A 14,149-nucleotide genomic window follows, 5' to 3' on the forward strand; every position below is an offset into this window, starting at 1 on the left:
CGACGACGGCGACCGCTCGCCACAAGCTCGAACCTATCTATCTGATTGGAGGATGACATGTCCGGACAACGCAAGCGGGTGTTTCTGACTGGTGCGACAGGCAATTGGGGGCGTTTCGCTCTTGCTGAGTTCGCCAAACGGGCCGACCGATTCGACGTGATCGCTCTGGTGCTCCCCACACCGGCGGACCGCGAGGTGATCGGCCGCTATGAGGACATGAAGAACCTGGATGTGCGATTCGGAGATCTCACCGACTACGCAGCAGTCCGGGCCTGCGTGGCCGGCGCGGATTTCGTCGTGCATCTGGGCGGTGTCGTGTCACCCCTCGGAGACGACAATCCGCAGTTGGCGCTTCGGGTGAACGTCGGAAGCATGCGCAACATCGTGGCCGCGGTGCAGGCACAGCCCAACCCGGAGCAAATCGGCGTCATCGGGGTGGGAACCATCGCCGAGACGGGGGACCGCAACCCGCCGCACCATTGGGGTCGCATCGGGGATCCACTGCGGCCGGCGCGTTTCGACGGATACGGCCAGAGCAAGATCATCGCGGAGAAGGAACTTGTCGACTCGGGCCTGCCGAAATGGGTCTGGTTGCGCCAGACGGGCATCTTTCATCCAGGGATGCTGGAGATTAGGGATCCGATCATGACGCATTCGCCGTTCGGCGGAGTGATGGAGTGGGTGTCAGCCGAGGACTCGGCCCGGCTGGTGGCCAACCTGTGTGAGGACGATGTCCCCGAGCAGCTGTGGGGCGATATCTACAATATCGGCGGCGGGGACGGCTGGCGACTGACCAACTGGGAGTTGCAGACGCGTATGACCGCGGCCTTCGGTTTGCGTGATGTGCGCAAATGGTATGACCGGAACTGGTTTGCCACCAAGAATTTTCACGGTCAGTGGTACACCGACTCCGATGACTTGGAGAAGCTTGTCCCGTTCCGCACCGATACCTTCGAGGCGACCCTGCAACGTGCAGTCGCCGCCAAACCCACGATGAAGATCGCGGGCCGGATCCCCCCGTGGTTGGTCAAGAACCTGATCCTCAAGCCGCTGACGCTCAAACCGCGCGGCACCATCGCGTTCATCCGGGACGGCGACGATGAGAAGATCGCCGCATACTTCGGTTCCCGTCAGGAGTGGGAGGAGATCGGCGATTGGAGCACCTTCTGGCCGCCTCGGCCCGACCGCTCACCCACGCGCGTCGACCACGGCTATGACGAGACCAAAGCGCCTGGTGGATGGAGGAAGGCCGACTACGCCGGGGTGGCTGATTTCCGCGGCGGTGAGTTGCTCTCGACCGACGTCGTCGACGGTGACATCGCCACTGTGCTGTCCTGGAAATGCGCAGACGGTCACGAATTCACCGGTAGCCCAAGGCTTATCCTGCGGGGCGGGCACTGGTGCCCGGTTTGCGTCGCTGACACCGCCGGCTACCGCCGGCAAGCTGAGCGGAATCAGTTTCTGGCCCAGATCGAGCTGGATACGGCTGCTGACGCCAGGCAGTAGGGCACGCGCCGGACCCTGGGGGAGTCGGCGATGAGTCAGTGCCAGACTTATGGAAGGCCCACCTGCGGCCCACCATCGACACGGCCATCGACAGCGTCGAATTGCGGCTCGCTCAGGGCGCCAACTTCGGCGAGAACGTCGGCCGTGTGGGCGCCCAGCTCTGGAGCGGGTCCGGCCACTCGGCCCGGGGTTCGCGAAAACCAGGTCGGCACCCCGGGAAAGCGCACCGGTCCGTGCTCGGTATCCACCGTCTCGAAGAGGCCGATGGCGTTGAGGTGCGGGTCGTCGAACAGGTCGTCGGGCGTCTGGATCGGTGCCACGGGAATTTCCAGCTCGCCGAACAGCGCCAGCCATTCGGCGGTGGTGCGTTCCAGCAGCGTCTGGGCAATCAGGCCGTACACGACGTCGATCTGGGCGGACCGTTGTTCGAGCGTCGCGTACTCTTCGCTGTTCCAGGCGGGTTGGACGGCGCCGATGAACGCCTTCCAGTGTTTGTCGTTGTAGATCAGCACCGCGACGTGGCCGTCCTTGGTCGGATACGGCTTGCGGTTCGGTGCCACCGTCCGTGGGTAGACGGCGGGTCCGGGCGGTGGCGAGAACATCCTGCCGTTGGCGTGCTCGACGAGCATGAACGACGCCATCGTCTCGAACATGCTGACCTCCACCTCCTGGCCCTCGCCGGTCCGCTCGCGGTGGAACAGCGCCATCATCGTGGCGTAGAGCGCTGTGAGGCCTGCGACCTTGTCCGCCACGATCGTTCCGACGTAGGTCGTCTCCCCGGTGAGAAGCTTTTGCACGGCCGCGAGTCCAGATTCAGCTTGAATGGTGTCGTCGTAGGCGGGACGGTCAGCTTCTGGTCCGCGCCGGCTGTAGCCATAGCAATTGGTGTAGATGATGGCCGGATTGATGGCCGCCACATCGTCGTAGGTGAAGCCCAATTTGGCGATCGCCCTGGAGCGCATCGAATGAATGAAGACATCCGCCTTGGCGATCAGCCCCCGAAGCGTGGCCTTTCCCTCGTCTGTGGTGAGATCGATTACCGCGCTGCGCTTTCCGCGGTTCACGTTGACAAAAACACCGCTCATGCCGGGAGCTGGTCCGACCGAAACGTAGCGGGCATTGTCTCCGGCAGGCGGTTCGACCTTGACGACGTCGGCGCCCATGTCGGCCATGATTTGGGTGCAGTACGGCCCCATCACCACTGCCGTTAGGTCGACGACGCGCACCCCTTCCAACGGGCCGCTAGACACGATTCACCGCCTGAGGAGACATCTCGAAACTGTAACCGTCGTGGTAGGGGTGCAGGTCGGAGGGACCGGAGTCGAGGAGTCCCGGATGCCTCGCTCTGCGCTTGGTAGCCGGCGTCGTCGGGGCAGTTCAGGGCGACGTGATTGCCGGCGCAGCGGTACTCGGACGAAATGTCCTGGACGACGGAGCTCGTTCAGGAGTCCGTCTCGGTACTGAGCGCCATCAGCTGCTCGAGGGTCTCGACCGGGATCGCGCCCTGGGTGAAGGTGATGAACTGTCGCATCGGCATCGACTCCACCATCTTCATCAGATCCGGATTATCTTGAGCCTGAAGGACTTGTGCGTCGGTCATGGCGGCGGACATTCCCTGCGTGAGCAGCGGCCCGACGACGGGGTGACCGAACCAGTCGCCGACGGTCGAGTTCAGTGTCAGCCGGTGCGGGATCGCGTCACCAGTCAGGGTGATTGGCTCGTCGAGCAGCACTTCGGAAGCGTTCGCGCCGACCTGGATCGAGTAGGTGCCGCCCGGCACTACCCAGCCGCCGAAGTCGTTGTCCCAGTGAGCAAAAGAGCGGCGGTTCAACGTGAAGTGCACAGTCGTGCTCTGGCCTGGCCGCAGCTCGACCTTGGTGAAGGCACGCAGCTCTCGGACCGGTCGTCGGACAGTCGTAGCCGCGCTGGCGACATACAGTTGCACGACGTGCTTGCCGGTTCGGTTACCGGTGTTGGTCACGGTGACCTCGACGTCGGCCGTCGTATCGCCGGTGGCTCGTGGCACCAGCGCGTCGGTGGAGAAGGTCGTGTAGCTCAGGCCGTGCCCGAAGGGGTAGCGCACCGGAGTGTTCGCCGATGTGTAGTAGCGGTAGCCGACGAACACGCCTTCGCCGTAGCGGACGTGGCCCTGCTCGCCGGGGAAGTTGAGCCAGCTCGGATTGTCCTGCAGTCGAAGGGGAATCGTCTCGGCCAGGTGGCCCGACGGATTGACGTGGCCGAACAGCACGTCGGCGAGCGCCGATCCACCGGCCTGTCCGAGTAGCCAGCCTTCGACGATCGCATCCACGCCGTCGTGCCAACCCTCGAGTGACACCACGCCGCCGTTGGAGAGCACGACGACGGTCCGCGCCGCGGTGGCCGCGACGGCGCGGATGAGTTGGATCTGGTCATCCGGCAGAGCCAGGGTGTCGCGGTCGAAGCCCTCGGATTCCTGTCGGTCGCCGAGACCGGCGAAGACCACCGCGATGTCGGCGCGGCCGCTCGCCTGCACGGCCTCGTCCCGCAGGCGTTCGCCGCGATCGGAGACCGCGATGGTGAAACCCTCGCAGTACTCCACCGTCACCCCGAGCGCCTGGGCCTGGTCTCTGATGGCATCGAGTGCGGCGTCGACGCGGGTCGGGTTGAGGTGCGAGCTACCGCCGCCCTGGAAGCGGGGTTGCGCAGCGAAGGCGCCGATGACGGCGACCGAGGTGTTTTCCCGCAGGGGCAGTACCTCGTCGTCGTTCTTGAGGAGGACGATCGAGTCGGCAGCGACCTCGCGCGCCAGTGCGTGGTGGTCGTCGGTATCGAATTCGCCTGTCGCGTCGTGCGGAAGCCTCGTGAGCGCCAGCACGCGCTCGACTGCCTGCTCGACGAGCTGCTCGTCGAGCTTTCCTGCACGTACGGCGTCGACGATCTGGCGGTCGGTGGCGCCACCGCTGCCGGGCATCTCCAGGTCCATTCCGGCCGCCACCCCGGCCACCCGATCGCTCACCGCTCCCCAGTCCGAGACGACGGCGCCCTCGAAGCCCCAATCCGTGCGCAGGACGTCGGTGAGAAGCCACCGGTTGTGGGAGGCGTAAACGTCGTTGATCTTGTTGTACGAGCACATCACCGTGGCCGGCCTCGCCTCGGTGACCACGCGTTCGAAGGCCGGTAGATAGATCTCGCGCAGGGTGCGCTCATCGATGTCGGCGCTGATGCGCATACGTTCGGTCTCTTGGTTGTTGGCGGCGAAGTGCTTGATCGATGCGCCGACACCGGTGCCTTGCAGGCCGGTCACGTGCGCGGCCCCCAGCACTCCGGAGAGGTAAGGGTCCTCGGAGTAGTACTCGAAGTTGCGACCGCACAACGGGCTGCGTTTAATGTTCACGCCGGGGCCCAGGATCACCGAGACGCCGAACGCGCGAGCCTCTCGGCCGACGGCGGCGCCGACGCGGGCCGCAAGGTCGCGGTCCCAGCTGCTGCCGACGGCCACAGCGGGGGGGAAGCAGGTGGACGGCAGGCTCGTATTGATGCCGAGGTGGTCGTCGTCCTCGGCCTGGCGGCGCACACCGTGCGGTCCGTCGGTGAGCACGATCGCCGGGATGCCGGCCTCGTCGATGCTCTTGGTGCTCCAGAAGTCCTTGCCGGAAAGCAAGGATGCCTTCTGCTCGAGGGTGAGCTGGGAGATATCGATGGTCATGGGTGTGATCCTTCCGCGGACGCGGCCAGGGCCGCATGGAGATCGTCGGAGAGCTGCTATGTCGCGCCGGGGATGTATTCGAGGACGGTGGACAGTGACATTGCCGCGGCTTCCGGCGCCGTTGCGTCGATGGGGATTCCGGGCAGGTGTGTGGCGAAGTCAAATTCCGGACGGGCCCCGTACTGCTGAGCCAGCTGATAGGAGCAGCTGTGCTCGCCGGCAGTGACGCTCCATGAGCAAAAGGTAGGCCTCGTCGAGGTGGCCGGTGCTAGGGAGCGCATCCGCGACGAACGGGGTGCCGGCGAAGCCGGTGGAGATGCGGTACCCGGACCGGGCAACGATCTGCGATAGTCGTCGGCCCGCGGTACGACGCTGGTCGGGATCGAGGAGGTCGAAGGCAATCGCCAGCGCGTACGCCTTGCCGCCTCGCCGGCCAATCGTCCAGCGGGAGTGACGTACTCGTTGCGGAGCGCTCGCCTAACCAGAGCCGCCAGATCCGTGAACTCGGCGGCGTCCTCGGAATGCACCAGAACACGTGCCGCACTGACCATCTGCGTGGTCGTACGGCACAAGAACGCAGCGGCGACCAGGTAGCGCATGGTCATCAGGTAGCGAGTCAGCCGAACTCGAGCAACGTGTATGCGCCGCGATACTGCTTGGTCAGACGCAGTTGCCAAAACGCGGGAAAGAGCGTGTGGAACGCCCAGCCGCGGCCTTTCGGCATCGGCAGGTCATGCACAGCCCGAATGCCGGGCACGCTGTTCGCCAGGTCTGCCAGTTGAGCCGCCGACAGGCTGAACGGCATCGGTGGAACCCGATAGCGACGGGATGCTCGCATGCCCTTGGGGGCCAGTTTCTTGACCAACACGGGCGGTAGGTCGAACACCATCTGTCCGCCGGGGAATCGCTTGGCGCACTCGGTGATCAATCCCATCGACTCCTCGGGTTGCAGGTACATCAGCAGGCCTTCGGCGGTGATGAAAACACCGTCGTCAGTATTGACTTTGTCCATCCAGCTGTAGTCCAGTGCGGATTGCGCGAGGTTGGTAATCCTCGGGGATGTGGGCAGCAATTGGTCTCGCAGCTTGATGACGGGAGCGAAGTCCACTGTCAACCAGCGAAACTGAGCGTCGGGGATAGCAGCGTCGAGTCTCCAGAAGCTGGTTTGCAGGCCTTCGGCCAATGCGACGACAGTGGCGGCTGGATGTGCGCCCAGATAGTCGATGGTGACTTTGTCGAAGGCCAGCGAGCGCAAGGCCATCTCCTGGCCTTTGCGGCCGAACTTGTCGAAATCGAATTCGATCCCATCGGCGAGCCGAATCGCCATCGGGTCGGCGATGATCGCCTGCGGATGACGCGCCTGATGGGCCCTGCCGTTGAGTGTCAGAAGTGCCGTTTCCGAGACGCCGGTCAGCATGCTGGCGTCGGCTGGGTGTTCCATTCCAGCAACGCTACCGATGCAGTGCAACTGAACCTGCCGATGTTCGCCTCGGGAGAACCGCTAAATTGGGAAACCATGGCCCTGTCCCCGGATATCGTCGGCATGACGTACCTCTACCCGGATCACTATGTGGTCGGGCGCGAAGAAGTCCGCCAGTATGCCGCTGCAGTGAAGAACGAGGACGCCGCCTACACAGACGAGGATGCTGCCCGCGCACTGGGGTATGACGCGATTCTGGCGCCCCTGACCTTCATTTCCATCTTTGGCCTCCGGGCTCAGATGGCGTTCTTTGCCCACGCGAATATCCCGATCTTGGAGGAGAAGCTCATTCAGGCCGAACAGGGTCTGAAGATCCTCCTGCCGATCAAGGCCGGCGACAGGCTCTACTGCCATATCCGTATCGACTCACTTCGGCAGGCCTTCGGGGCGGATGTTCTCACGCTGCGAAGCCGCATCAGCAACCAGAATGGCCAGACGGTCCAAGAGGACTACACCACCATGGCGGGTCGCAGTGAACCTGATCAAGACCCGGAAAGCGACGTCCCGCCTGCACTGTCGCTCAGGGACCAATTGCGATGACACGCCTGGCTGCCTCGACCGCAGCGGCACGGCGAACAATCAAGGCCCGAGAGTCCGGGAGGCAGCAATGAGCGCGCCGGCGAACATTACCGCCCTTACGTCGACGGGCTGGGCAACCTGCCAGGTAATGGGCGGGTCCTGTTGGTGGGCAACCACACCCAGGCTGGTACCGAGGCGCTGCTGATCCCGTATTTCGTTCGGCGGGAGATCGGCACCCGGGTGCGGCCGCTGACGGACCGGGCCATCGCCCGCATCGGCGGCCCCGTCGGCGATCTGCTGGCAGCTGCGGGCGCCGTGGTCGGGGCACCGGAGCCGGCTCGCGAACTGATGCGTCACGGCGAACCGATCTTGGTGTTTCCCGGCGGTGGTTGCGAGATTCCCAAATTCAAAGGCGAGGAGCATACCCTGTGTTGGCAAGGCCGCGCCGGATTCGCCCGGGTTGCCGCCGAGAACGAGTATCCGATCGTGCCTGTTGGTCTCGTCGGCGGTGATGACGTCTACCGCAACCTGGTGACCCGAGGCGGTTGGTGGGGGCGGCTGAGCCAGAGCTTCAGCGAGAAGATGTCCGGCCGCTCGGACATGGCGATGCCCCTGATGCACGGAATCGGCCCTACGCTGATTCCCCTGCCGCAGCGCATGTATCTCCGTTTGGGCGCTCCGATCGACACTGCCCCGCCCGCAGGCGTCTCCGACGAGAACTGGGTCAGCGCCGTGAAGCAGCGGACGCAGGAATCACTTGAGAAGATTCTCCACGAACTCCTGCAACTCCGCCGCGATGATCCTTACCGGGAATTGAATCCCTTGGCCTGGCATCGTGCCTGCCTGCCGCCCGAATAGGTAGGGGAGTATCGCTGCGTTGTCAACGGCTGAGAGCCGCAGGCACAAGTCGGTGCTCGCTGAGGCTGATTGTTGCGACTGCGCATTCCAGCCGGCGTAACAGGCCGTCCACCGAGACGCGATTCTGGACGAAGGCAATGATGTTCGCGGTCCAGACGTCGGTGAGCAACTCACCGACCTGCTCGTCGCGCAGGGTCTGCGGCTTGGCCTCGATCGCGTCCGTGAACATCTGGCTGAGCGCTTGCCGGACGAGGGCTGCGTTCTCCGCGGCGGCTCCATCTGCGTAGAGATATGCCCGCACAAGCGCTTCGGCGAGGCGAGGCATCGCACACAGACCCTCGGTGACATCTGTGATCAGGGGAAGCAGTCGTTGATAGGGGACCGCAGTGCCGCCACCTGGAATCGGTGGAGCGACGAATGTGTAGGCGGTGAGCCAGTAGTGCAAGCATGACAGCAGTAGGTCGTCTTTCGACGAAAAGTATTGGTAAACCGTGCTTGCCGCGACCTCAGCTCGTCCTGCCACCGTGCGGATGTGAACGGCGTCGTAGCCGCCGGCCGCCAGATCCAGGGCCGCGATCACAATGCTCGCGCGGCGCTGTTGCTGAACGGGAGTCAAAACCACGGATGCATCCGGCCTATGTCGCTGAGAGCTGTTCGTCGACAATCTTCACTTCACCGCGGCGGGCGGCGCGGACGATGGACGCACTGAGTGCCGAACACGCCAGGAAAAGCCCGCCACCTCCGTAGGGAGCCAGCCGCTCGGCGTCTTTGCGCTCGACACACCCCGCCGACGCCACGGCGTCCCACTGCACGCTGGTCTGACTCCAGCTGCTCTTGCGGACCTGGACGCCCGCCGCGCAACGTTGGCACTGCACCGTCGTCATCGGCGCATCGTCAAGACGGTTGTCGGGGCGCAGCGTCATCCCGCTGCTTCCGACACCGCGGCCTTGGCGGCGATGTTGTCCTCGATCTCCTTCATCCACGCCTCACTGGGGCGGGTCGTGTCGAGTTCAAATTCGAAGCGGTCGACCATATCCGGTGTCACGTCGGCGGCGTCAACGTAGAACTGTTCGTACCAGCGTCGCAGCTGATACACCGGGCCATCTTCTTCGACGAGCAGAGGGTTGTCGATACGCGCCTTGCTGCGCCAGATGGCGACATCCTGTTCGAAGCCCATCTTGACGAAGTCACCGAGCGCGACGGCGGTTTGGATGGCGAGTTCTTCGGGTAGGAATTCGGACTTCTCCACGACGATGCCATACTGCAGCACAAAGGAATTCGCGTCGATGGGGTAGTGGCAGTTGATCAAGACCGTGCGCTGATCGCTGGCCTCGTAGTGGTAGATCAGATCATCGATCATGAACGACGGTCCGTGATACGACGCCAACGACGTCGTGCCAAGCATTTTGGCACCTTCCGTGCCGTGCAGGTCGGGGCGACTGCCGCTCTTCATGTACTGAGTCGCTACATGCCCTTCGAAGATGTTCTTGAAATGGGTGGGCAGCGAACCGTGAATATAGAAGAAGTGGGCCATATCGACGACGTTGTCGATGACTTCGCGACAGTTCGTGTTGACGACCGTGGTGTACCAATGCCAATCGGTCCAGTTGTCGCTCGTTGCCCCTTCGATACGGGGGATGGTGACATCGGCCGGAGGCGCTTTGCGTTCGGGATCGTTCCAGACAAATAGCATTCCGTCCTGCTCCAGGGTGGTCCACGTGGCCGTCCTGGCCAGGCGAGGGACTCTGCGGCTGTACGGCACGTTCTTGCATCGGCCGTCGCCGCCCCAGCGCCAGTCGTGGAACGGGCAGGCGATCTCGTTGCCTTTCACCTGGCCGCCGGACAGGTCTCCGCCCATGTGCCTGCAGTAGCTGTCGAGGACGTTGATCACGCCGTCGGCGCCGCGGAACACCACCAGCTTCTCGCCGAAAGCGTTGACCTGGTGAGGTTTTCCGTCGCCGAAGGCCTTTGTCAATCCGAGGCAGTGCCATCCTCGTGCGAACCGGGTCGGCGCCGCGTCGGCCTCGATCAGTCGAACGTCGTCACGCTGGCTTTCGGGGGTCATCTTGGACCGTCCTTGTGCTTGGCTGGGGGTCGGTAGTGCAAGTGATTCAATCGCGAATCCTGCGTTGATTGCAGGCGGTGTTCCGCTCATCAGGACAGCGATGTCACTGGGTGAACGGACTGACCTAGGTTTCGCTCGTGACGACTCCGCATTCTTCGACGATCCCTTCCGGACTGCCCGTGGGCGACACCACCGTTGACCTGCTGGTCGTCGGATCGGGCAGCGGTATGGCAGCGGCCCTCGCGGCCCACGAAAGCGGTTTGTCCGTGCTGATCGTGGAGAAGTCGTCCGTCATCGGCGGATCCACCGCGCGATCAGGTGGTGCAGTGTGGTTGCCCGCCAGCCCGGTGCTGGCCGAGGCCGGTGCCGGTGACACCGCCGAACGCGCCGGCACCTATCTCAAGTCTGTTGTGGGAGAGAGCACGTCGGCTTCGAGAGGTGCCGCGTTCCTCGCCAACCTGACTCCAGCTGTGGAGATGTTGCGGCGCACCACGCCGATACGCCTGTTCTGGGCCAAGGACTACTCGGACTACCACCCCGAAGCGCCAGGGGGTTCGGCCGCGGGTCGTACCTGTGAATGCCGCCCGTTGGACACCTCGATACTCGGCGAATACCGCTCTCGGCTCCGTGAGGGAGTCATGAAGGTGTCTGTTCCCATGCCGACCACCGGTGCCGACTACCGCTGGCTCAACCTGATGGCGCGGGTGCCGAGGAAGGGGCTGCCCTTGGTCGCGAAGCGGCTGGCGCAGGGCGTAGGAGGGCTGCTGCTCGGCCGGCATTACGTCGCGGGTGGGCAGGCTCTGGCGGCCGGGCTGTTCTCGGGTGTTCTCAAGGCCGGGATACCTGTCTGGACGGACACGACTCTGACCCAGTTGATCACCGAGGCCGGCAAGGTCACCGGCGCGGTGGTGGAACAGGACGGTAAGGACTACACCATTACCGCTCGACGCGGCGTTGTGCTGGCCGCCGGTGGATTCGACCACAGCATGGATATGCGATGGAAGTTCCAGTCCGAGGCGTTGCAGCCGCATGCCAGCCTGGGCGCGGAGACCAACACCGGCGACGCGATCCGGATCGGCCAGGAAGTCGGCGCCGCCATCGATCTGATGGAGCAGTCCTGGTGGTTTCCCGCGGTCTCCCCGCTTCCGGGGGGGTCGCCGGCAGTCATGCTGGCCGAGCGATCGCTACCCGGCTCGCTCATCGTCGACCAAGACGGGGAGCGTTTCACCAACGAGTCGGCTGACTACATGTCCTTCGGCCAGAGTGTCCTGGCCAGGGAGCGCGCCGGGCGTCCAGTTGAATCCATGTGGATCATCTTCGATCAGCAGTACCGCAACGGTTATGTGTTTGCCGCGGAACTCTTTCCGCGAATGCCGATCCCGCAGGCCTGGTACGACGCCGGTATCGCCCACAAGTCCGAAGACATGGGTGACCTTGCCAGCCAGATCGGGGTGCCGCGAGAACGGTTCTTGGACACCATCTCCCGATTCAACGACGGGGCCTACGCTGGTGACGATCCCGACTTCCGTCGCGGGCAAAGCGCCTATGACCGCTACTACGGCGACCCGACGGTGACTCCGAACCCGAATCTGCGGCCGCTGACCCAGGGCCCGTTCTACGCGGTCAAGATGGTGTTGAGCGATCTGGGGACGTGCGGTGGCCTGCGGGCCGACGACCGCGCTCGGGTGCTGCGCGAAGACGGCACGGCGATCGAGGGTCTTTACGCACTGGGCAATGCTGCCGCCAACGTGTTCGGTGCCACCTACCCGGGCGCTGGGGCAACGATCGCCCAGGGCCTGGTCTTCGGCTATATCGCAGCCCGGGACGCGGCCGCAGCTCGCTAAGCCTGCTTGCCCTCCACGTTGACCTTCTCTCCGATCTCGTCCCAGTACCGCGGAGCGGGGGCGCTGCCGGGGCCTCCCGAACGGCCGAATGCCTCCTCAGCCTCGTCGAGGTCCTTCATCATCTGCAAGGCAAGCTCACGCTCGCTGGCGTAGTAACGCGACGCCCATTGCAGTGCCAGCCGCGAGTAGGCCCACGCATCCACTGTTTCGGCGACCTGGGCGTCATGTGTCGCCTGCCGCAGCATGTCTTCGGCGAATTCGACGTGCTCTTGCAGCAGATCCTTGAGCTTCTCTGGGCCGGCGAGGTTTCCGAACGCCACTCGCAACAACACACTGTGTTTGAGCATGGGCGGCTCGGCCGGAGTGTCGTTGGCCCACCTGGTCACCGCTTCGAGTCCTGCCGCGGTGATCTTGTAGAGGCGGCGATTGCGGGCACCGTTGTCGTGATCCATCCGCGAGGTGACCAGCCCGAGCTTCTCGAGCTTCTTGAGCTCAGCGTAGATCTGACTGAATTGAGGGCTCCAGTAGAAGTACCGGATGCTCCACTCGGTCACCTTCTTCACGTCGTACCCGGAAAGTTCCCTCTCGGGTGACAGAATGGCCAGGATGGCCCAGCTGGTCGCGGCCAGCGTCGCCTTTGCTGCGGGATCCTCGTCTGCCATGTCGAAAGACTAACAATGTGTAACCCCGGGGAAGGTGTGCTGACCGCTGGCCGGGAGAACATGTTGCGGACCGTCGTGGTTATCGGTCAGCCTGCCACCACCGACGACACCGACGACGGAGACCGATGACTGAGCTGCCCGCGCTCGCTGCCGTATACGAGCCATTGGCCAGCTCGGTCCGCGAGCTCATCGATGTCACCATCCGCACCGAGGTTGACGCCGCCACTGTGCTCAAGGCTCGAGCACTCATCGACACCGCTGCGCATGAGCTCAGCAGGGCGCTGATGCCCGGCGCGTTCGGCTTGCGGACGATTTCCGATGGTCAGGGCAGCGCGTGGGGCAACGTCGTCATCGGTATCCGCAATCCCGTCGCGCCACCTCTGGTCATACATCACGAGCCAGACGGGCAGGTGTGGACGGAGTTCGAACTCGGGGCGGCCTTCGAAGGTCCAGCCGGGCACGTGCACGGCGGGATCAGCGCCATGGTGCTCGACCATGTGCTAGGCGCTACTGCCCATCAGCCCGGCCGGCCCGCTTACACCGGAACCCTCACTCTTCGGTACGTGCGGGGAACACCATTGGGCCCGCTACGGGCGCAGGCGCGCGTGGTGCGGGTCGAGGGAGTCAAAACCTTTGCCGCCGGGGAGATCAGCGATGAGCAGGGCGTCACGGTGCAGGCCGAAGGGGTCTTCATCCACCCTAAGTCGTAGCCGAGTCCCCCCAGCGAGCTAGAGGACCGACTTCATCTGCTTGGCAATGAATCGCGTGGTGAGTCTCGCCGAGATGCGCGTCAGAGCGTTGAGCAGACGAGCATCGGTACCGACCAACACGCGGAAAGCGTCCTTGGCGATGCCATCGACGATGCTCTTCGCTGCCACCTCGGGTGTCGTGGAACGCACCTTGCGGGTGCCGGTGTCGAGCTTCTGCACCCCGGAGTTCCCCGTCAGATCGGTACTGACGTTGCCCGGAAAGATGGTGACGACATGGATATCGGTGTCGAGAAGCTCGGCGTAGAGACCTTCGCTGAATTGCTTGACCGCACCCTTGCTGGCACCGTAGAGGGTCTGACCGGCGAAGGGGACCAACGCGGCCAAGCTCGACATGTTGGTCAGATTGGCCTCCGGGCGCTGCAGCAGGATCGGCAGGAATGTCCGGCACATTGTCACCGTTCCCCAGAAATTCACATCGATGATGCGGTCGATCTCGTCGTCGGACAGTGCGGTGACGGGCACGAATCGGTGAATGATGCCGGCGATGTTCACCACACCGTCGATCTGTCCGTGCGCGTCGGTGACTGCGGCCGGCAGGGTTGCGACTGCGATCGGGTCGGTGACGTTGACGGTGTGCGTCGACACGGCGCCCCTCGCTGTCCGCGAAAGACGCTCAGTTTCGATCAGGCCCTGCTCGTCGAGGTCGACTGCGGCTACCCGAGCGCCTCGACGCGCCAGTTCGAGCACCACCTGGCGTCCGATCCCGTTGCCGCCGCCCGTCACGACGAAGACCCGCTCGGCGAAGTCCATGATGGAGTCC

14 protein-coding genes are annotated in these 14,149 nt (G+C 64.1%); 5 read left to right on the forward strand and 9 right to left on the reverse strand.

Translation table 11 applies throughout. From position 1 onward, the window contains the following. Window positions 1-57 precede the first annotated feature (57 nt). Window positions 58-1,506: an NAD-dependent epimerase/dehydratase family protein gene (locus H7J73_RS26450; RefSeq protein WP_264070745.1), complete on the forward strand. Its 1,449-nt coding sequence runs from the start codon at window positions 58-60 to the stop codon at window positions 1,504-1,506. 47 nt (window positions 1,507-1,553) lie between these two features. On the opposite strand, the gene H7J73_RS26455 is transcribed toward H7J73_RS26450, so the two are convergent. The 4 genes from H7J73_RS26455 to H7J73_RS26470 all read right to left on the reverse strand — a co-directional run bounded on the left by H7J73_RS26455 (window position 1,554) and on the right by H7J73_RS26470 (window position 6,632). Further along, window positions 1,554-2,759, reverse strand: a complete 1,206-nt coding sequence (locus H7J73_RS26455) for a CaiB/BaiF CoA transferase family protein (protein WP_264070799.1) — start codon at window positions 2,757-2,759, stop codon at window positions 1,554-1,556. A 188-nt stretch (window positions 2,760-2,947) separates the two neighbouring features. Further along, window positions 2,948-5,191 (reverse strand): glycoside hydrolase family 3 C-terminal domain-containing protein, encoded by a 2,244-nt coding sequence (locus tag H7J73_RS26460; RefSeq protein WP_264070746.1) that lies wholly within the window; start codon window positions 5,189-5,191, stop codon window positions 2,948-2,950. 56 nt (window positions 5,192-5,247) lie between these two features. Further along, window positions 5,248-5,796 carry an alpha-L-rhamnosidase-related protein gene (locus H7J73_RS26465; RefSeq protein WP_264070747.1) on the reverse strand — a complete coding sequence of 183 codons (549 nt, stop codon included), beginning with the start codon at window positions 5,794-5,796 and terminating at the stop codon, window positions 5,248-5,250. Window positions 5,797-5,807: 11 nt separating this feature from the next. Next, window positions 5,808-6,632, reverse strand: a complete 825-nt coding sequence (locus tag H7J73_RS26470) for a class I SAM-dependent methyltransferase (protein ID WP_264070748.1) — start codon at window positions 6,630-6,632, stop codon at window positions 5,808-5,810. Between the two features lie 75 nt (window positions 6,633-6,707). On the opposite strand from H7J73_RS26470, the gene H7J73_RS26475 reads away from it, so the two are divergent. Together H7J73_RS26475 and H7J73_RS26480 are read left to right on the forward strand one after the other, a co-directional pair. Then, complete coding sequence (locus tag H7J73_RS26475; protein ID WP_264070800.1) at window positions 6,708-7,211, forward strand: FAS1-like dehydratase domain-containing protein; 504 nt, start codon at window positions 6,708-6,710, stop codon at window positions 7,209-7,211. A gap of 9 nt (window positions 7,212-7,220) precedes the next feature. Continuing rightward, a complete protein-coding gene (locus H7J73_RS26480) occupies window positions 7,221-8,048 on the forward strand; it encodes a 1-acyl-sn-glycerol-3-phosphate acyltransferase (protein ID WP_435405586.1) in 828 nt (275 codons plus the stop codon). A 22-nt stretch (window positions 8,049-8,070) separates the two neighbouring features. Here H7J73_RS26480 and H7J73_RS26485 read toward each other — a convergent pair whose 3' ends face one another. The 3 genes from H7J73_RS26485 to H7J73_RS26495 are packed head-to-tail and all read right to left on the reverse strand — an operon-like array spanning window position 8,071 to window position 10,113. Continuing rightward, window positions 8,071-8,670: a TetR/AcrR family transcriptional regulator gene (locus H7J73_RS26485; protein WP_264070749.1), complete on the reverse strand. Its 600-nt coding sequence runs from the start codon at window positions 8,668-8,670 to the stop codon at window positions 8,071-8,073. A gap of 13 nt (window positions 8,671-8,683) precedes the next feature. Continuing rightward, window positions 8,684-8,971, reverse strand: coding sequence for a ferredoxin (locus H7J73_RS26490; RefSeq protein ID WP_264070750.1), 288 nt, complete (start codon window positions 8,969-8,971; stop codon window positions 8,684-8,686). Next, complete coding sequence (locus H7J73_RS26495; protein WP_264070751.1) at window positions 8,968-10,113, reverse strand: 3-ketosteroid-9-alpha-monooxygenase, oxygenase component; 1,146 nt, start codon at window positions 10,111-10,113, stop codon at window positions 8,968-8,970. Before H7J73_RS26495 ends, H7J73_RS26490 begins: the two co-directional genes overlap by 4 nt. A gap of 137 nt (window positions 10,114-10,250) precedes the next feature. Between H7J73_RS26495 and H7J73_RS26500 the strand changes: the two genes are divergently transcribed. Continuing rightward, window positions 10,251-11,957, forward strand: coding sequence for a 3-ketosteroid-delta-1-dehydrogenase (locus H7J73_RS26500; RefSeq protein ID WP_264070752.1), 1,707 nt, complete (start codon window positions 10,251-10,253; stop codon window positions 11,955-11,957). On the opposite strand, the gene H7J73_RS26505 is transcribed toward H7J73_RS26500, so the two are convergent. Continuing rightward, window positions 11,954-12,619 carry a PadR family transcriptional regulator gene (locus H7J73_RS26505; protein ID WP_264070754.1) on the reverse strand — a complete coding sequence of 222 codons (666 nt, stop codon included), beginning with the start codon at window positions 12,617-12,619 and terminating at the stop codon, window positions 11,954-11,956. The two genes, H7J73_RS26500 and H7J73_RS26505, sit on opposite strands and share 4 nt — an antisense overlap. Before the next feature lie 125 nt (window positions 12,620-12,744). Between H7J73_RS26505 and H7J73_RS26510 the strand changes: the two genes are divergently transcribed. Then, entirely contained in the window at window positions 12,745-13,329 is a 585-nt protein-coding gene (locus tag H7J73_RS26510) for a PaaI family thioesterase (protein WP_264070755.1), read from the forward strand. Window positions 13,330-13,347: 18 nt separating this feature from the next. Here the strand turns inward: H7J73_RS26510 and H7J73_RS26515 are convergent, their stop codons facing one another. After that, window positions 13,348-14,139 (reverse strand): SDR family NAD(P)-dependent oxidoreductase, encoded by a 792-nt coding sequence (locus H7J73_RS26515; RefSeq protein ID WP_264070756.1) that lies wholly within the window; start codon window positions 14,137-14,139, stop codon window positions 13,348-13,350. Between the last annotated feature and the right edge of the window lie 10 nt (window positions 14,140-14,149).

Origin of the sequence: Mycolicibacterium komossense, from assembly GCF_025822605.1 — a bacterium.
GTDB classification, from domain to species: domain Bacteria; phylum Actinomycetota; class Actinomycetes; order Mycobacteriales; family Mycobacteriaceae; genus Mycobacterium; species Mycobacterium komossense.